19 protein-coding genes and 1 pseudogene are annotated in these 18,736 nt (G+C 41.0%); 7 read left to right on the top strand and 13 right to left on the bottom strand.

What is annotated here, in order from left to right; translation table 11 throughout:
* Window positions 1–83: 83 nt before the first annotated feature.
* From QI30_RS05810 to QI30_RS05795, 4 genes are all read right to left on the bottom strand, one after another.
* Window positions 84–374: a hypothetical protein gene (locus tag QI30_RS05810; RefSeq protein WP_126989988.1), complete on the bottom strand. Its 291-nt coding sequence runs from the start codon at window positions 372–374 to the stop codon at window positions 84–86.
* 759 nt (window positions 375–1,133) lie between these two features.
* Complete coding sequence (locus QI30_RS05805; protein WP_126989987.1) at window positions 1,134–2,249, bottom strand: methyl-accepting chemotaxis protein; 1,116 nt, start codon at window positions 2,247–2,249, stop codon at window positions 1,134–1,136.
* Between the two features lie 14 nt (window positions 2,250–2,263).
* Window positions 2,264–2,974, bottom strand: coding sequence for a GNAT family N-acetyltransferase (locus QI30_RS05800; RefSeq protein ID WP_126989986.1), 711 nt, complete (start codon window positions 2,972–2,974; stop codon window positions 2,264–2,266).
* 18 nt (window positions 2,975–2,992) lie between these two features.
* Window positions 2,993–3,346: a hypothetical protein gene (locus QI30_RS05795; protein ID WP_126989985.1), complete on the bottom strand. Its 354-nt coding sequence runs from the start codon at window positions 3,344–3,346 to the stop codon at window positions 2,993–2,995.
* A 510-nt stretch (window positions 3,347–3,856) separates the two neighbouring features.
* On the opposite strand from QI30_RS05795, the gene QI30_RS05790 reads away from it, so the two are divergent.
* The gene (locus QI30_RS05790) at window positions 3,857–4,111 is read left to right on the top strand and encodes a hypothetical protein (RefSeq protein ID WP_126989984.1); all 255 of its coding nucleotides are present in this window, start codon (window positions 3,857–3,859) and stop codon (window positions 4,109–4,111) included.
* 41 nt (window positions 4,112–4,152) lie between these two features.
* Here the strand turns inward: QI30_RS05790 and QI30_RS05785 are convergent, their stop codons facing one another.
* Entirely contained in the window at window positions 4,153–7,050 is a 2,898-nt protein-coding gene (locus tag QI30_RS05785; protein WP_126989983.1) for a DUF3427 domain-containing protein, read from the bottom strand.
* A gap of 10 nt (window positions 7,051–7,060) precedes the next feature.
* The gene (locus QI30_RS05780; protein ID WP_126989982.1) at window positions 7,061–7,450 is read right to left on the bottom strand and encodes a (deoxy)nucleoside triphosphate pyrophosphohydrolase; all 390 of its coding nucleotides are present in this window, start codon (window positions 7,448–7,450) and stop codon (window positions 7,061–7,063) included.
* 160 nt (window positions 7,451–7,610) lie between these two features.
* Here QI30_RS05780 and QI30_RS05775 point away from each other — a divergent pair, with 160 nt between their 5' ends.
* On the top strand, window positions 7,611–8,339 hold the full coding sequence (locus QI30_RS05775; protein ID WP_126989981.1) for a hypothetical protein: 729 nt from the start codon (window positions 7,611–7,613) through the stop codon (window positions 8,337–8,339).
* A gap of 26 nt (window positions 8,340–8,365) precedes the next feature.
* On the opposite strand, the gene QI30_RS20350 is transcribed toward QI30_RS05775, so the two are convergent.
* Together QI30_RS20350 and QI30_RS05770 are read right to left on the bottom strand one after the other, a co-directional pair.
* A complete protein-coding gene (locus QI30_RS20350) occupies window positions 8,366–8,530 on the bottom strand; it encodes a hypothetical protein (RefSeq protein WP_158620972.1) in 165 nt (54 codons plus the stop codon).
* Window positions 8,531–8,683: 153 nt separating this feature from the next.
* A complete protein-coding gene (locus QI30_RS05770; protein ID WP_199754651.1) occupies window positions 8,684–9,514 on the bottom strand; it encodes a protein-ADP-ribose hydrolase in 831 nt (276 codons plus the stop codon).
* Between the two features lie 205 nt (window positions 9,515–9,719).
* Between QI30_RS05770 and QI30_RS05765 the strand changes: the two genes are divergently transcribed.
* Window positions 9,720–10,898, top strand: a complete 1,179-nt coding sequence (locus QI30_RS05765; protein WP_126989980.1) for a M20 metallopeptidase family protein — start codon at window positions 9,720–9,722, stop codon at window positions 10,896–10,898.
* 42 nt (window positions 10,899–10,940) lie between these two features.
* Here QI30_RS05765 and QI30_RS05760 read toward each other — a convergent pair whose 3' ends face one another.
* From QI30_RS05760 to QI30_RS05745, 4 genes are all read right to left on the bottom strand, one after another.
* Window positions 10,941–11,852: a hypothetical protein gene (locus QI30_RS05760; protein WP_126989979.1), complete on the bottom strand. Its 912-nt coding sequence runs from the start codon at window positions 11,850–11,852 to the stop codon at window positions 10,941–10,943.
* A complete protein-coding gene (locus tag QI30_RS05755; RefSeq protein ID WP_126989978.1) occupies window positions 11,853–13,235 on the bottom strand; it encodes an SH3 domain-containing protein in 1,383 nt (460 codons plus the stop codon).
* A gap of 163 nt (window positions 13,236–13,398) precedes the next feature.
* On the bottom strand, window positions 13,399–14,844 hold the full coding sequence (gene panF, locus QI30_RS05750) for a sodium/pantothenate symporter (RefSeq protein WP_126989977.1): 1,446 nt from the start codon (window positions 14,842–14,844) through the stop codon (window positions 13,399–13,401).
* Window positions 14,844–15,107, bottom strand: a complete 264-nt coding sequence (locus QI30_RS05745) for a YhdT family protein (protein WP_126989976.1) — start codon at window positions 15,105–15,107, stop codon at window positions 14,844–14,846. The genes panF and QI30_RS05745 overlap by 1 nt, the downstream gene beginning before the upstream one ends.
* A gap of 181 nt (window positions 15,108–15,288) precedes the next feature.
* Between QI30_RS05745 and QI30_RS05740 the strand changes: the two genes are divergently transcribed.
* The gene (locus QI30_RS05740; RefSeq protein WP_126989975.1) at window positions 15,289–16,221 is read left to right on the top strand and encodes a LysR family transcriptional regulator; all 933 of its coding nucleotides are present in this window, start codon (window positions 15,289–15,291) and stop codon (window positions 16,219–16,221) included.
* 129 nt (window positions 16,222–16,350) lie between these two features.
* On the opposite strand, the gene QI30_RS05735 is transcribed toward QI30_RS05740, so the two are convergent.
* Window positions 16,351–17,436, bottom strand: a complete 1,086-nt coding sequence (locus tag QI30_RS05735; protein ID WP_126989974.1) for an iron-containing alcohol dehydrogenase family protein — start codon at window positions 17,434–17,436, stop codon at window positions 16,351–16,353.
* Window positions 17,437–17,622: 186 nt separating this feature from the next.
* Here QI30_RS05735 and QI30_RS05730 point away from each other — a divergent pair, with 186 nt between their 5' ends.
* From QI30_RS05730 to QI30_RS05720, 3 genes and pseudogenes are all read left to right on the top strand, one after another.
* Window positions 17,623–17,817, top strand: coding sequence for a hypothetical protein (locus QI30_RS05730; RefSeq protein ID WP_126989973.1), 195 nt, complete (start codon window positions 17,623–17,625; stop codon window positions 17,815–17,817).
* Window positions 17,814–18,166, top strand: a pseudogene (gene tnpB / locus QI30_RS21215) (IS66 family insertion sequence element accessory protein TnpB). Before QI30_RS05730 ends, tnpB begins: the two are co-directional and overlap by 4 nt.
* A 76-nt stretch (window positions 18,167–18,242) precedes the next feature.
* On the top strand, window positions 18,243–18,736 hold a 494-nt coding region (locus QI30_RS05720), incomplete at its 3' end, for an IS66 family transposase zinc-finger binding domain-containing protein (RefSeq protein WP_199754649.1).

The raw sequence follows: 18,736 nt of genomic DNA, 5'->3' as shown, positions 1-18,736 counted from the left end.
AAAAAATTCATCTATCTATTGAACGTTAAAAAAGAGACGACCCTTTCGCTTGTTGCAGCAAGCAGAGGGTCGTCTCTTTCTCTTTAATAGCCGGCGCGCTTTAGCACCTGCATAAAATAAAAACGATACGTATTTTGCACAAACGTCTCAAGTGGTAAACCCACATCGAGCTGATACTTCGTGAAAATAAAGAAAAATCGCTTATCCCAATTTTCACGCAGCAAATCTCCCGCCTGCTGATCATATTTCGCTTCAAACTCTTCAATCAATGGCTCAATCATCGACACACAATGATTCTTTAAACCTTCAAGCGCTTCGATATCCTTATCGCGCTGAAAACGCATGAGCCAGTCCTTTATTTGTGCTTCTTCCATTAGATAAAACCGTCCTTTTTTTACGAGTTTCTTCTATTATATAGCACAAAAAATTCATCTAAAATTAGTCTACGCTTTTTGAGCGAGAAAGTCTAGCTGTCACACAGCACGCTTTCAAATGAATCACCTGAAATGAAATCATTCATTTAACATCGCCAATTACCCTAAGAAGCGTCTTTTACATACGACTTATGAGAAAATATGTGTCACCTATATGAGAATAAGCCTGCGTGATTAATAAGCATTTGTGCACTGTGCGTATTATCGCAAATAATTATGAAAATTTTTCGTGATAGTTGCGAAAGTTTGCACCAAAATTTCAATCAATACATGCAAAAATTGCCCCTCAGAGCCTCATTATCGACCCATTTTATGCATTTTTCGGACGCAAATACGGTATTTCAACAGTAGAAAATGGTGATCTAGCAGCGGAACGTTATTTTTCACACAAAATCGAAAGAATCGTCCTTTACGGCATCATTCACCGCCAAAAAACACCCCTCGGAGATACAAAAAAGGCTGTTTTCACCCGATTTCGGGTCAAAACAAGCCTTTTTGATTGCTTAAAAATAATAATGATATGCGTTCTTGTTAATAAATAGTTGCTTCTTTCTTCTTTTATAGAAGATAATTATGAATCTGCCTATTTTCTACATGTAAATAGACCTTGTTTGGCACTTATTCTAAAATATGTTGTAGCCAAAACACGCTTCCTGAGGTTTTCGTGATTTTTTAATCAGCTATTTGGCGAGAATCATTTTATACTGTTTGCGCCTCTAACACCGCATGTGCACGCTCTTTTAATTCAATAATAGTGTCTACCTCTGCTAACAAGCTTGCCATCGTCGCAAGCTCTTTATCACTAATCCCAACGAGCTCCTCAAACATTTCAACCGACTCCTGTGAAATCTCAGAAATCTGATCCATCGCCACCGTGATTTGCTGTGAGCTTGATGACAATTCCTCAGTGCTCGCAGATGAGTTCATATTATTCTCCGCAATAATTTGCGTCGTTTCAACGATTTTATTAAACATCTCGACAATTTCTGAAATTTTATCGTTCGTAACCGCAAATTCCTCTGTCCCTTGCTGCATCGAATGGACAACGCGCTCTGTTTCATCCTGAATATTTTTAACAATATTCGATACCTCAAGCGCAGAATCACTCGATTGACCTGCTAGCTTGCGAACTTCATCTGCTACGACCGCAAATCCCTTCCCATGCTCACCCGCACGTGCCGCTTCAATTGCCGCATTCAGCGCAAGTAGATTAATTTGCTCAGAAATTCCTGTAATGACCTTCACAATCATGCTAATTTCATTTGATTTGTCACCGAGCACTTTAATGCCATCAAATGTTGTTTGAATCGTTTGATTGAAATTCTCCATAATGCGAATCGATTCTTTTAATTTTTCATCGCCTTCTTTTGTTAATTGCAGTGTCATATTTGACTGCTCTGAAATATCATTTGAACGAATTGATAGCTCACGAATCGCCTCATTAATATCCTTCATTGATTCCGTACTTTCCTCTGTTGAAATCAGTTGTGTACGCAAACCCTTACCAATTTCATCAATCGCCGCACGCACAATATCTGCCTTCTCGGTCGCATACTCACCCTGTTCTTTTAAATGTTCACTCTTACCATCAATCTCCTGTGTGAACTGTAAGAAACGTTCCTTTTCATCGGAAATATGCTTTGTTAACTGTTCGATGGCATTTGTTGCATCTACAGGCTCATTCGTCAATGATGCTATTTCCTGTAATGCCTGTGCATCTACCTGTGTCGATCTTTTTAGCGTTTGATACTTCAGCGCAAAATAAATCGTCGTGCCAAGTAACACAATCGTCAATACCAAAAAAAATACGCTCATTTTTCCGTTCTCCTTTATAAATCACATGTAATAATGTATGTACCATCCGCTACATCTGCTGGAATCATATTTAGACGGTCATTTGTCGCATATTTATGAACAATGTACTCGCCCTGCTGCGTTACATACTTCGTCATCCCTTGGTAACGCTCAAGTAACTTCATTGATTTAGGATTGGTCACCTCAGCTAGCATCATGCGTACAGCCGCTTCACGCGCGCTCGCCATTAATAAATTGCTTAGCTCTTCAACGATTCCATGGCGATGATGCTCAGCCATAACGCCAAGTAAAAAGAGATGCAATACTTCTCCGTCCTCAAGCTCCTTGCCAAAACGCGCCTTATAATCTGTTAAAAAGCGCATATCAATATCTTCTAGCACCTCTAACACAACATTCATATCTTTAAATGAGCCCTCAAAAATCGGCTCTCCGTAAATTTCAAAACGATTACTATCACCGACAAGCGCTCCTACAACTTTCTGCTCATCATTTAGCGCCACTGCGCAAAATCCTTGTGTGACAACGGATTCAATATAATCCTTACAAAATTGATACCAATCCTCATACGTTAATTTTAAGTAGCCAATCATCGGCTCTTGAATCCATTTACCAGCTACATCGACGCCGACAAAAGTATGGCCTAAAACCGCAGCAGCCTGGTCAATTAACTCATGCTGATCCTCTTTTAAAATCTTATACGTATACTTAGTTGCTACAGCCTGCATGCTCATCATTCCTTTTCTTTAAGGGTTCACAATCTCTCCAGGGAAATTAACTGTCGCTAGCGCATTACGCACCTGCACAAACGAAATTTTTGATTTCGGCATCACCAAACGTAGATTTTTAAAGCCTAATGTCGTATAGACCATCATCGTTTGTCCAAGCTCCGCAGCCACCTTACGAGGTAGTGGCGACTGCTCGGTCGCATCAACTATCAACGTATAATTGTGCGCAGGCACCTGACCAATTAATGACGTCATATCCTCTAGATACTCTGGTACAACCTCATCACGAATAAATCCAAGAATTTGCACATGCACTTCATTTTTTTGCTCATAAATCGACATGCGATACCTCGGCTTCTCAGCGAAAACCATTTCTATTCCTCCTATCAAAATAGTATTATTATACTTATAACGCATTATTTTTTATAGTATAAATAATATACATTAAAAAGTCGATAGTAGTTCCTTTGTTCTAATCAATTCTTTTAATAAAAACCCATTAATATGTAGAGGATAAGACGATAAAATCTCGTTAATTCATTATTTTCTTTTAATTTACTTATTTTCTAATTGAAGGGTAAAAATACTTTTTGAGAAAATAATCATATTGTATGAATAAATTATGTTTTAAAGATACGTGAGATTAATTATTATTCTAGAGATCCCAAGTTGATTCTTTTATAATAAGCTGAAGGAGTTTTGAGATGACAAACTATCACCTAAACGAACTACATGTATGTGGCAATTTAAGAGACCGAGACAAATTTCACACGATGCTTGCGGGGACACATACTATTCGAAAGAAATACTATATTAACAATTCGACAGGCGTATCCGAATGCAATTGTCTATACTGAAAAATATGGGCCCAATAGGTTAATTGTGGTTGAAACAAGAGAAACTATAGAAGATTTAAATTTTGCTACATTGTATAAAAGTGAGGATATTCATTTAGAAAAAGCAATCGGAGACACGACAACATCTGTTTATTTTTTTGAAGCACCTTATAGCCTAATTGAAGATTTAATCGAATCTATTTCACGACAATTCCCCACATTGTACTTTCAGTTATCTGTGGAGTTTGAAGATATGTTTATAACAGACTGTTATCAAAATGGCATACACCTAAACAAATAAAAAGAGAGAAATCGTAATGCTACGACTTCTCTCTTTTTTTATTATACACCAACTAAATAACGATAAATCGCCTCTGGAACAGGGGCTTCTAATTCAAAATTCAATGTCACATATGGTTTCATAACACCTTTGTGCATCAGTTGAATGTCCTCTGCACTTTCGACATTTGGTTTTGCCTTACCTAAATAGAAATAGTCGGTCCCTTCGCCACCTTCTTTTTTAATAAACACATCAATACGAAGGTCTGGACTGTGTAGTATTCTCTCTACCTGCTTTGAATTTACACGATTATTTGGACGTGTAAACCATTTTAGTGTAGAAGGGTTTAATAATTCGTCCTCATAAAGTGTCTCAGAGCTTAAGGAATCATCTTTATGGTACGTAATAAATAATGGACATGTATTTGTAGGCTCATCGATTTTATAGCCATACATTGTTGCCGACATATCACTACTCCAGTTCATTAAACGACAATAATCTTTACGTGAGTATTTCTCGCCGACTTTTAGCTGCTCATATGCATAGCGCGTTGATTTCTCGTTAGCGCAGGCAAAAATATCTTCTACATAACGGATAAATAAGTCATTTTTAAGTGCTACTTCAAATGAAGAAGTACGTGTGTACATATCTTCGTGTACTTCTAGCATTAAAGCATCTGCATATTTCGTTCGATTACTACTAACAAAGAAACTTAAATCAAGAAATCTTTCTACAGAAGTAATGGTTTCCTCGTCATACGTAAGTTCATGTTGCTGCAGTAGCTCGATATACTGTGCTTTTGAGACAGTTGGTTGTGCTATTAATGCTTTCAATAAAAGAAGCTCATGCATACGCTTGCCATCAATTAATTCCTGTGATAAAAATGTCAGCATCGTATTTTGACTAGCTGGTAATGCGGCAAGGTCTTTATCCACATACATTAAGAATTCATGATAATTTGGGCGTTTCGTTAATAAAACTTCTGGATCTACTGAATGATGCTCGATAAATTCGATTAACATTGGTTGATGACCTAAGCGATTACTCAGCTGTTCAAACTGCGCCTTTAGCTCACGAATCGTAATTAATGTTTTTTGATTAATCGCTTCGAAAATACGATTTTTCGCAATTTCTTCAAAATGTACACTTGATACACCTTTAATATAAGCCATATCCATCGTATTACGGCGTAAATTATCCTTGTTGTACGTATTATCACCAGCAAGTGCCATCGGAATCATATAGTTATTTTTATAGTTGCCAATAAAGTCTAAAATCACAACATAATCTTTTGAATCATGCTTACGTAAGCCACGGCCAAGCTGTTGAATAAAGATAATACTTGATTGCGTTTGTCGCAGCATGACGATTTGATTGACTACCGGAATATCAATACCTTCATTAAATACATCAACCGTTAAAATATAATCGAGCTCACCCGCTTCTAATTTCTCCACGACCGCTTCACGAACATCCGTTGAATCTTCCCCAGTTAAAGGCATTGTTCGATAACCCCGTGCATTTAGCTTTTGCGATAATTGCTTCGCTTCCTCTTTACGACTACAGAAAATAAGGCCCTTTACTGCGTCTCCTGCATGGCCATAATATTCTACTTTCTCAATAACATGGTTCACACGCTCATCTAGCATTAATTGGTCAATTGACATATTCTCATCAATCACATAATCATCACGCTCAAAATCCGTTACACCAAAATAATGGAATGGGCAAAGCATTTCTTCCTCTAGCGCTTCTTGTAGACGAATTTCATAGGCAATATTGTAGTCAAACAGCTCAAAAATATTAAATTGGTCTGTACGCTCTGGTGTGGCAGTCATCCCTAATAGAAAAGCCGGCTCAAAATAATCTAACAGGCGTAAATAAGAAGGAGCTCCCGCCTTATGTACTTCATCGATTAAAATATAATCAAATGCCTCACGGTCAAAACGCGCTAAATTTTCAGGCTTTGATAAGGTTTGAATTGTCGCAAATAAGTAGCGTGCATCTGTTTGCTGCGTGCTCCCAACAAATTTTCCGTAATCCGCTTTATCTCCACCAAGCACCTTTTGATAATCGCTCATAGCTTTCTCTAAAATCTGCTCGCGGTGTACGATAAATAGCATTTTCTTCGGTGCATATTGGCGCACATCAAACGCCGATAAATACGTTTTCCCTGTGCCCGTTGCTGAGACGACTAATGCACGTTTTTCGCCCGAATCACGAACCTGCTGAATCTGTGCGAGTGCCTGCGTCTGCATTTTATTTGGTGTAATCGTCACATAGCCTGCAGTTGGTTCTGTTTCAAACGATGCTGCAAGTGCCGCCTCTGCTACTTGACCAGGTAATAACGGGAATGGTGTCACCTGACGTTTTGGCATTGGCTTATACGTTTGACGATACATATCAATCCATTGCTGAGATAGCGGTGTGGCGTCTTTCCAAGCATGTTCAAATTGTTCATTAAAACGTTGAATCAAATCTCCCTGGCTCAGTGAATTCAATTTCACATTCCATTCGTAATTCGTTTTCAGAGCGGAATCTGTTAAATTGGAACTCCCAACAATTAGTGTTTCATAACTTCCTTGGTCAAAAATATACCCTTTCGCATGAAATCCAGGAATTGATGTCAAACGAACATCTACATTTGGAATTTTCATTAGCTCTTCAAAGGCTTTAGGGTTATTAAAGCCTAAATAAGTAGATGTTAAAATACGTCCTCGAACACCTTTTAATGCTAAATCCTGAAGTACAGATTTTAACATCACTAGCCCACTTGAAGTAATAAATGCCACTGAAATTGTGAATGAATGACATGTTGCAAGTTCCTGCAATAAGGTTGGTAATACTTGTCCATTCGCATTATTACTTAATAATCTTGGCTGTAATCGCTCATTTGCAACAATTGCATCGTTCATAAATCCTTTTTCTAATGCCTCTACTAGCTGTTGTCTCGCTTCCATCAAATTCCCCCTACTTAGTCAATTGCTCCACTGCCGGAATATCGGCGGCTGCCCATTCAAGTGCCGGCAACTCGATACGCTTCTTCCAAATCAATTGTGCATGTTCTTTCGCAATTGGTGCGCCCTCTGTAATTTTTGCCTTGTATGTTTCAAGACGTACAATCACGTTCTCATATTCGTACGTCGTATCTTCTACTTTATCGCCAACATCAATCACACAATCTAATTCTTCCATAATTTCACGCTTTAATGCCTGCTGCGGTGTTTCGCCCGCTTCAATTTTGCCACCAGGAAATTCCCATAAATTCGCTAATGACATACTAGGACTTCGTTGTGCACATAAAATCTGTTGCGCGTCATTTTCAATAACTGCTCCCACAACATGAACGGTTTTCTTCATTTCTTATCACCTCTACTTCTAGTATACGAGTTTTTGATGAAAAAAGAATGCTTCATTCTCCTAAAAATAAACAGTGTGCCACAAATGATACTTCAAAGCCCCTACTGTGTTTAACAAAAATCAAAACGGTCAATAGTATTACTAAAGGTGGTGTGTAAACATGCTATTTATCGTACAAGGAAAGGTTTTTCGCGAACGGTTGACGATGAAAAATATTTCACGGCTTGCATTTGCAGATTCGGAAGGGTTGGCGCTTGATAAGGTGATGAAAGGGCTTCCGGTGACTGTGCCTTATTTTGAGGGGATTGTGATGCCGACGTTTAAGGACATTCCGGGTATTACGAGCGAGGTGGCGCTGCTGTGCTGGCATCGGCTGCATTTTAGTCGCTCGCTTGTTGAATTAGCGTATTACTTCCATCAGTTTGAGGAGCTTGAACAGCTTGTTTGTTTATCAAAGCAGGAATCCTGGGCGATTCGTGATCATTACGAGCAAATGGGCATTATTTTGACGCATGAGGAATGGTATTTGCCGAATTATAATCTATATGCGGCGCCAAGTGTGACGCTCACGGAGCATCGTCTACAACAATTTGCCAATCAAGTCGTCCATTTATTAAAGACGCGTGGGTGCACGGTTCAATCACTTGGTGGTACGGCGTGGAAAATTGATTGTCCTTATTTAATTGCTCCGCGAAAGCATTTTATCGTCTCGAGTCCTGAGGAGATGATTTTGACGTATGAAATTCTTATGAGCCAGACGCTAATGCCGATTAAGCCGGTGCTTCAAAAAACCGATAAGGCAGCGGAACTACTCGATGCTGAAGGAATTTGGTATGTCGATATCCATGATGGCAGCATTGTCAGTGATGGGCGCTATATTTGGACGTAAAAAAAGAAGCCGAGGCGACGAATCGTCTAAGCTTCTTTTTCTATTACCATCTTATAGGCGATATAACTTACTAAATAGTCAACCGTCTGCGCCTCAATCTTCGTTGGGAGCTCATTGAATGGAAAAGCAGACAAGCCATTTAGAAGCGAGCCAATATGTGCGGTCATTTTATTAACATTCGCTTTATCCATCGTCCTATCAATCATTTCTAAAGGGCTTGTGCGCAGTTATGCCCATAACGCTCCGCCGCATCTTCAAAGCGCTCCCCCTCTAACACGACTTCCGTTGGCAAATGCCATGTCCCTTCCTCTGTCTGCTTTAATAAACCTACTTAAAAGGGAATTTTAAATTAATTTTTGGTAAATTGCTGTATCTTCATCGCTAAACGTATTGAAAATGATTTGCTTGAAATGGTGTGTCTGATTGGCAAGCCAATTCTTCGTCGTCTCAACAGCTATCTCTGCCGCACGCTGCTTTGGAAAACGAAATTCACCCGTTGAAATACTACAAAAGGCAAGTGTTTCAATTTCTTTCATTTGATGCGCTACATTTAAAACCGATGTATAGCAGCTCGCTAACTGCGCTTCGATAATTGGTGTAAGCGGCGCCCCTGCAACATTTGGGCCAACTGTATGAATGACAAATTTAGCTGGTAGATTATAGCCACGCGTCACCTTCGCCCCGCCAACAAGCTCAGGATGTCCCTGACTCGCCATAATAATATCGCAATCTGCACGTAGCTGTGGACCCGCCGCTGAATGAATGGTGTTGTCGATACAGTTGTGAAGTGGATGGAAGCAGCCCCTTAGCTGATCATTTCCTGCATTCACAATCGCATCCGCCTGTAGGGTCGTTATATCTCCTTGCCAAAGTGTCACAAGCTCCTCCCCTGTAGGTACCGCAATGTTTTTTTTGGCGAGCTCTTGCTGTAGTAATGTATCCGATAATAACAGAAGACGTTTATACAAATCTCCTGGAAAGCGCACATTAAAGTATGCACGAATCGCTAGTCGTTTCTGCTCCGTTGTTTTTGTCTGCTCAACATGTGGCACATTTGGCTCTGTACGTAAAAGGTCAAATAAATGCTCAACGACCTCATCATAGGAGAAATCTACAAACATTGGCTCGAATCGTTCAAATAATAAAATATCGGTTGCATACTGATTGATTTTCATCTACTTCACCCCTCTAGGTCCTTAGCTGTTTGTGCTGTTACTATACCCGATTCCTCCACGCTTTATCACCTAGTAAATGATGATATTTCTGTGAAGTGATGCGACACTATGACTTTTGTTTCTTTTTTCACCGCAACTATCCATGGTCGTTTTAGTTGCGAGTAAAATAGTCAGAATAGTAAGATAGTAAAAAGGAGATGATTTTTTGACAACCCTATTTTTTGATACATATAAAGCACAGTATAACGAGGTCGTAGCATGGCGCCGTCACTTGCATCAGCATCCAGAGCTATCCTTTTTCGAAACGAAAACAGCCGCATTTATTGAAGAAAAGCTACGTGGATTTGGCTTAACGGATATTCGTACAAATGTCGGTGGTAAGGGGATTGTTGCAACGATCCATGGCGCAAATGAAGGCCCAACACTTGCCTTTCGTGCAGATTTTGATGCCCTACCAATCGTTGATGAAAAAGAAACGGCCTATACATCGACCATAAAGGGTGTCATGCACGCATGTGGTCACGATGGCCATACCGCGAATTTATTAGGCCTCGCCTATGTGCTGATGCAACATACAGAGGCACTTCACGGGAATGTCGTGCTCATTTTCCAGCACGCTGAGGAAAAACCACCCGGTGGCGCAAAGCCTATGATTGAAGCGGGTGCACTTGATGGTGTCGATTATGTCTTTGGCGCGCATCTCGCATCTGAGCTACCCGTTGGAAAAATCGCCTCTCGAAAAGGGCCGACAATGGCTTCAGTGGATGCCTTTAAAATTCACCTACAAGGACGCGGTGGCCACGGCGCTCGCCCACATCAGACCGTCGATTCAATCGCTGTTGGGAGTCGCCTTGTGACGCATTTACAACAAATCGTTAGCCGTCGCATCAATCCCGTAGAGCCCGCTGTTGTAACGATTGGGCGCTTCCACGCTGGACACGCCTTTAATATTATTGCTGATACTGCGGAGATTGAAGGCACCGTTCGCGCAATGAGCCATGATGTGCGCATCCAGCTCCAGCAGGAAATTCGCGCCATTTTAGAAGGCATGAAGCACGCCGATCACATCGACTATACATTAGAATTTACACATGGCTATCCGGTGCTTATTAATACAGAAGCCGAAACAGCGCTCGTTGCTTCGTTAGCCGCACAAACATTTTCAGAAGATGCTTCTATCACGAAAGATATTGCACTTGGCGCAGATGATTTTGCCTACTTCCTAGAGCAGCGCCCAGGTAGCTACTTCTTCGTTGGGAGCAACAATGATGACCCCGCTACCCAATATCCACATCATCATCCACGCTTTGACTTTGATGAACGCGCCCTGCTTCAAATGGGCGAAATGTTTTTAGCGATTGTGGGATATTATTTGGTGAAATAACCAAAAACCCGAAACTGCTTCCAAACAGTTTCGGGTTTTTCTTTACCATTCTTTTAAAAAGAAACGAACATAGACAATGCTCATACAGCCAACAATTAAATGAATAACGGATAAATCATAACAAAGCAGCCATAGCATTAGCGCCAACGTCACAAGTGACAACCCGTATAAAAGCTCTAAATACGGACGGCCTGCATATGTAAGTGTAATCTGCCAGGTGCTAAGGGCAATCATCCCAATGACTGCGATGATTAACAGTGCAATGACGAGCCATAAGAGCGAGGCTTTGACAAAGAAATCAAGCACAAGGCAAATGCTTATCAGTAGCATACTACCGACGAATAATGCGGCAAGCGCGGTTGTCAGTAATGGATAATTGGAGCCATCAATGACGAGGTTCATCGTTTGCTGTGCAATGAAAATGCCTGCCATAATAGCCACAACTAAAAATAATAGGCCGACTGTGCGAAGTGTCCAATAATCATAGTGCCGCACGAGTACATAGCCAAGTGAAAAAGCACTGACACTCGCAATAATTAACCATTCTAGCTTAATGTTTTTGCGGCGGCTAAACGTATGTATATACACCGCAAACGCCAGTGTCGCAATGAGCATAATCATGGCTAGTGTCGCAAAGCTACTAAATATCGGCTCACCGGATTGTTTATATGATAGTGCAAAAAGTGCCAGCATCATCGTTACTAAACTAATAATCACCGCAAGTAGCACCCGAATGATTTCCACAAAGCGCTGACTAAGCACTTCTGGTTGCACGGTCTGCCAATAAATCCAGCCAGCTGCAAAGAGTGTTGCCAACATAAACAGCACAAGACTTTTCGTTAATGTTTCATGGTAGCGAAAGGCAAGACTTGGAATAACAACATACAGTAAAAGTGCTACTACTAGTAAGCTATGCCGCGCTTGTGGCCATTTTTCTTCAATTGTTTCCAACATCTACTGTCCGCTCCCTTTCTCAAATGTGACATATTCAGGATTTGCTGAAATCCATGCATCCAAACCAATACGATACCAAGAGCCTTGCTGACCATACACTTGATAGCGATGTCCCTTATAGGTCACGCCAACAATTTCACTATCGGTGGACGGACTATAGCGCACATTTAGTGGCTCGACTAATTGTACCTCAACCGTTCCATAGCTCGTATCCGCGCTATAGCTTGCATGATACACCGGTACATCCTGCATCGAGGTTGTCGCCACTTTCTTCTTCGATACATACTGGCCATTCGCTAATTGATACGAATCACCCCGTACTTTATAGATGGCATAGGTTTCACGCACCTGCAATTTATCGGCTTTTTTTGTTAGCGCTAAATCCGAATACGTATGAATTTTTTGTTTACTTTCTGTATCACCACGAAGTATGCGTAAAGCATTTGTTTCAAACGAAGCATCTCCTGCAAGCAGCACAGCTGGTCTCTTTTGTTCTTTCTGCACTGTTTTTTCTGCTGCTTTTGGCTCCCCTAATAAAACACGTGCATCACTCGTGCGCTCTGAACTGGCAGATACACTTGCCATGATTGCGCCAATCACAAACATTCCTATAACAATCCATTTCGTCGGAAACTGCCATTCTGTATAGCCAGCTGGCTCTTGCGACGTTGGTTTTGATTTCGGCTTCGATTTCGCGCGTTTCACCGTTGTCACTGACTCCGGCTTTTCTGCCTCCTGTGCCCTGGCAACATCACTTAATTTACGACGAAGCGGTGACGGTTGTTCTTGCTTCGGTGTTTGCTTTGGTCTAACAGGCGCTGGCTCTTGTGGTTTTGGCGCTTGTTCTACAGGTATTGGTTCTACCGGTGCTTGTTTTTCTGGCGCTTTTTTTACGGCACGCTTTGGCACTGGCTTCTCTTTCCTTTCAGCCGGTACCTCCTTGCGTAGCGCATACGACGGCTCCCCGTGCTCCATCGGCTTTTTAAATGGCCTTGCATGGAATGTCGGATTGTCTAGCTCAATACGCATAAACCATACTGATAGCTGATAGGCAATGCTTAATAACGCAATCGCCTCATCAGACGTTCCGTACATAGCATTATGTGCCGCTTTATTCCCTTTGACACGTAGCTCATGCAAATAAAAGGTTGTCTGACGGTCAATCATGTCATTGCCCTCTAGCTCCCGAATACGCTCAAACTGTGAAATCCCCTCTGCTTCTGGGAATTTATTACGGACCCATAATTCCTGTGCCATCATTTCTCCAAATGAGCGCATCTTTGACATCGATGCATTTGGATCACTGTAGACCATACGCTCAGCCGCTTCTGCTATTTCACGATAAGGCGTCCATGGCCCATCAAAAAATTCAAAATTCCCCATAGCTACCTCCCTAGAAACTCTCTATCTTCTATTTTCTCACATTCTGCTAGAAGAAAAAATAGGCTTTTGCTCGTTGAATTCATTGTGTTTTGGGTCAAAATAGCAAGAAATTCCGTCAATGCAATCAAAAAAAGACTCAAGCAATTGCTTAAGTCTTTGTTCATTAAATATATTTTGGTGCTTCGGTAATCTTTTTATGTGTTGCGATACTCACAATAACAAAGAACACAAGTGACAGGAGAATCGGGAAGGTCACCGTATGCACACCGAAGAGATTTGGCGATAAGCGGTCGATTGAGATATATGTCGCAAGACCAACAATCATCGCACAAATCGCACCGTATTTATTCGCTTTTTTCCAGTATAAGCCTAGCACGATTGGCCAAACGAATACAGCCTCTAAGCCCCCGAAGGCAAAGAGATTTAACCATACAATTAAGTCTGGTGGGTTGAACGACATCAGTACGACTAAAATACCAACAATCGTTGTCACCGCGAAGCTCGTTTTCTTAATACGGTCCTCGCTCGCATCCGGCTTAATATAATGCAGGTAAATATCTTTAACGATTGTCGAGCTGACCATCATCAACAGTGCATTTACGGTCGACATAATGGCCGCCATTGGAGCCGCTAATACAATCCCTGCTAGAAGCGGCGGCAAGACATTCATCGTTAATGTTGGCATCACCTTGTCACCAATTTCAATGCCCGGTAATACAGCGCGACCGAAGACACCGATTAAATGCATGCCGAACATAATCGTCGCAATACCGATTGTACCGATTAAAATGGCGCGGTGCATGCCACTTGATGATTTATAGCTCATCGCACGTACCGCAATTTGCGGAAGCCCGATAACCCCAACCCCTACAAGAATCCAGAAGGAAGATACGTAGGCAGATGTATACTGTCTTTCATCACCAAATGGCGACACAAGATTTGGATTAATAGTGACTAAATCATTCATAATATTCGTGATACCGCCACCTGCGATGACTGTACCAATTAGTAAAACAATTGTCCCGATGACCATAATCGTTCCTTGCAGCGCGTCTGTTAGCGCAACAGCTCGGAAGCCACCGATAACGACATAAATTAACACAACTGCTGCAAAAATAAATAATGCGGTCGTATAATTCATGCCCGTTAAGGATTCAATTAACCGCGCGCCGCCAATCCACTGTGCAACCATCGATGCAAATAAGAAGATAATAATACTAATTGCAGAAACAAACACAACGACGTTGCTCTTATAGCGCTCACGTAAGAAATCAATTAATGTAATCGCTTTAAGTTTACGTGTTACAATGGCGAATTTTTTTCCTAATACCATTAACACGAAATAACCTGCAGGCAGCTGAGCAAGCGATAAAAGTACCCAGCCAAGCCCTGTATTATAAGCAACCCCTGGACCAGAGATGAAGCTTGAGGCACTACCATACGTTGCCATCATCGTCATCGCTAATAGGAAGCCACCCATTTCTCGCCCGCCAAGGAAGTATTCAGATAGGAAGGAATCTGATGAACGTACAAGCTTATTCGACCAGAAACCAATTCCAAAAATAATGACAACAAAAATAAATAGCGGGATAATTACTTGCCAATGCACTAGTTGTCCTCCTCCTTATCCTCGAGTTCTACTTCTTTAAACACAAATTTTAGAAGGACGGCAATAACGACAATCATTAAAACAGTCGTTACCATACAGCTATAGAAGAACCAAGTTGGGAAACCCATAATATATGTATAGTCTTTTGGGTCCCCTCCACCCATTCCATAAGCGAATCCATACCACAGCGCAAAGTTGACGACGACGAGTGCGACGCCAATAAGTGCTTCACGATTGGCGATTCGATATCGCTTATCTTTCATGATCAAACACCTCTTTCTCAATAGTTGAACGCACGAATCCATTCCTATGTAAAGTTTCTCGTTGCTAATTCATGAGCAATTTTATAGTATTAGTTTATTGAACTTTATAGTTTAAGTAAAGTTCATTATAGTAAACTTTACTTAACGTAAGCTAAACTAATTGTATAAGGGGTGAATCGCTTTGACGATTGAACAACTAAAATACATCGTAGCGATTGCAAAATACGGTACGTTAAAAGACGCATCGGAAGATTTACATGTGACATTATCGGCGCTTAGCCAAGGTCTAAATCGTTTAGAAAAAGAACTCGGCCTGACGCTCTTTACCCGGAATCGTACGGGTTCAAGCATTACAAAGGAAGGAAAAGTCATCGTCAATCACGCGAAAAAAGTGCTTGATTCACTTGATGACCTAACAGAAGTCGCACAGGTGATGCAAAATCGCCTGACCGGTACATTAAAGGTGGCCTCCATTCCTGGGCCATTCTTTAAGCTCTTTACGATTGTCCAGCAAATGAAATCCATCTATCCAGAAATCAATATTCAAATTCGTGAACAAAACTCACAGACGATGATTGAGGAGCTGCAAAGTGAAAAGGTAGACGTCGCACTCGCTGTCTATAATGACGAAGATATTCAAAAAAATCCCGATTTAACGTTCACAAAGATTACAAGCTGTAAGATGCTTATTGTCGCGCATCAGGACTCACCTGTCATTCAAAATAACCATACCGTAACCGATGAATTGATTAAGCAGCCCGTTATTATTTTCGATGATAAGATGGTCATTGCAACAATGAATGAAATCAAATATGCCTTCGGTCGAAATGATATTGTCATTTCGGTAAATAACCCGCATATCGTCCAGCAATATGTCGAGGAAAATAAAGCGTATACAGTCGGACTTGATTTGACGTTTACGCATTCTAAAAGCTTTATGCAAAATATGAACTTTGCGAAAATTGATTTTTTAACGACGATTCCAGTCGAGCATACATTTGGCATCGTCACAAAAGCCAATCGCCATGAAACACAGCTTATGAAAGAATTTGCGTATGAGCTAAAGAAAGAATTTAAAGATTATGTGAAAGAAATCACGCCAATCGAGCAATAATCAAAACGAGAACCGCCTGTTAAATAGGAGATTCTCGTTTTTTACGACATAAATTTTTTATGTACGCGCTATTTCACACCGTATTTTTTCTACTTTAATCGACATTAACTTAAGTTAACGAACGCTTAATTATAACGACACGAACGCATGATTTTCAAGCGCTTTCATCGCGTCAAACACACGTGTAGCCGTCATTTCGCCATTTGGCATCAAATGAATCGACTCCTCGGGAATGGTTGCTTTTTGTGCCACCGCTAGGAGTTCCGCATCTGTAGCGTCAATTCCGAGTTCCTTCAGTGATTGTGGCAGACCTAGCGCCTTGTAAAATGGACGTAGTGCGGCAATTTCTGATTGGCGCCCCTCTAGCATTAGCTGCACGCAAATCCCGTATGCCACCTTGATTCCATGAAGCTTCGTATGTGCCGCTTCAAGTGCCGTTAGCCCGTTATGAATCGAATGCGCGCCCGCTGTACGACCATAATGATCGCCATAACCGCCTACCATGCCCGCATACATAAACATCGTTTCAATTACTTGAATAAAGGCATCATTAACAACGCCCGCATCTACTGCCGCAAGCGCTGCCTCTGATTGTGCAAGTAAAATGTCCTTACATTGACGAGCCGCTTCGTATGAAATCATCATCGGGACTGTTTTAGCCGCGATGCTACCTAGTTGCACATCCGCCTCATACCATTTCGCAATCGTATCCCCAATGCCCGCCACAAATAAATCGCGCGGTGCCTGTAATAATAACGCCGGCTCCACAACGAGTAAACTCGACGCAACCGGGTAGACATCATAGCGTACAAAGGCCCCCGTATCATCATAAAGCACACTAAGTGGTGTCCACGGCGCACAGTTGGATGCGAGCGTTGGCACGACAATGACCTGCTTATGCACTTCATTCGCGACCGCCTTCGCTAAATCAATGACCTTTCCGCCACCAACCCCAATAATCGCGTCATAATCCTCCATCATCGCTGTGACACGGTCAATCTCTGAAAATGAACACTCGCCACCATATGTATAAAGCTCCGTTTGCACCTCGACCATTGCCGGCCAAAAATCATCAATTGCCGCCCATGATTTCGTCCCTGTGACGATTAAAGCACGTAAAATCCCGCGCGCCACTAATAAACCTTCTAGCTTTTTCAATATACCTTCTTCTAAGATGTATTCGCTCGGTGCTGCATGTACATGAACTGTTTTCATCAAAATACCCTCTTTCTATAGCTATAGTATAAAACTAATTGAAGGGGTTTTGTATAGTATATTCAGAAAATTTAGGGAAATAAAAAAGAAGTTGTAGTTAACGTAAGCCAGTAATCAAATAACGCATATAATCTTGTAGGCATCTCCGATACGATAAATGTATCAATCAATGGAGGTGCTTTTATTATGTCTACGAACAAACCAATTATCGTCCCCGTTCATTTAGATCTTCTCCCATTGGAACTCCCTCTGGGATCCTCGCCTCAACAAAAAATCGAGCCAACCTGTGTGATTAAAACAGCAGCAGTTGAAATCTCTTTCTTCAATGGCGTAGATGTACACCTTGTCCAAACCGTATTGAAAGGATTGGTGTTGAAATGAAAACAGATTTCACAAAGGTAAAAAATATTTATATTGTCTGTGGCAGAACGGATATGTGGAAAGGAATTGATGGCCTGGCGGCCTTAGTTCAGGATTCATTCGAACTGGATCCATATAGCGATGCTATTTTTTATTTTCAGGTACGAGCAGAGATCGCTATAAATGTCTTTATTTTGATGGCGATGGTTTCGCTTTACTGTATAAGCGGTTAGATCAAGGTCGTCTTCAATGGCCAAAAAATGAGCAACAAGTCCGTAACCTTTCGCAGCAAGAATTGCGCTGGTTATTAGAGGGGTTATCTATACAGCAGCCAAAGGCGATTACGAAATCTTTAAAAGGCATCTTTTAATTCACTTATATAAAATGGTATAATTAACCACAACAATACTGAACGAAATGTGGTGAATGGTTTGGGAAACGCCTATATGAATAATGAACGAATCATACAAATTTTAGAGACACAATTAGCGGAATCAAATAAACAAATTGAGGCGTTAACTGAACAAGTACGCCAATTAACAAAAGCTTTATACGGTTCTAAATCAGAAAAATCAAAGTATCAAGTGCCCGATGGGCAAGGTTCTTTATTTGAGGATGTTCCGTCTTTTAACGAATCTGAGCAGACAGAAGAAAAAAACACCGAAACAATTAGTTATACGGTTAATTGTAAAAAGACAAATAAAAAACGTAATGATTCATTTGGAGAGCATATAGAAATTGAAGAAGTTCATTATCATCCAAATGATTCATCTTGCGATTGTTGTCATGAACCAATGGTCGAATTTAGCTCTGTCTTAGTTAGAGAAGAAGCAAAATTTATACCAGCTACACTAAAACGTGTACAGTACTTTGAGCATGTCTATGAGTGTCGAGCATGTAAAAATGATTCTTTGAAAAAATCTCAAATTAAATGCGGCCA

Origin of the sequence: Candidatus Kurthia intestinigallinarum (genome assembly GCF_003991225.1) — a bacterium.
In the GTDB taxonomy this organism is placed as follows: Bacteria; Bacillota; Bacilli; order Bacillales_A; family Planococcaceae; genus Kurthia; species Kurthia populi.
This window is presented reverse-complemented; position numbering and strand designations above follow the sequence as displayed.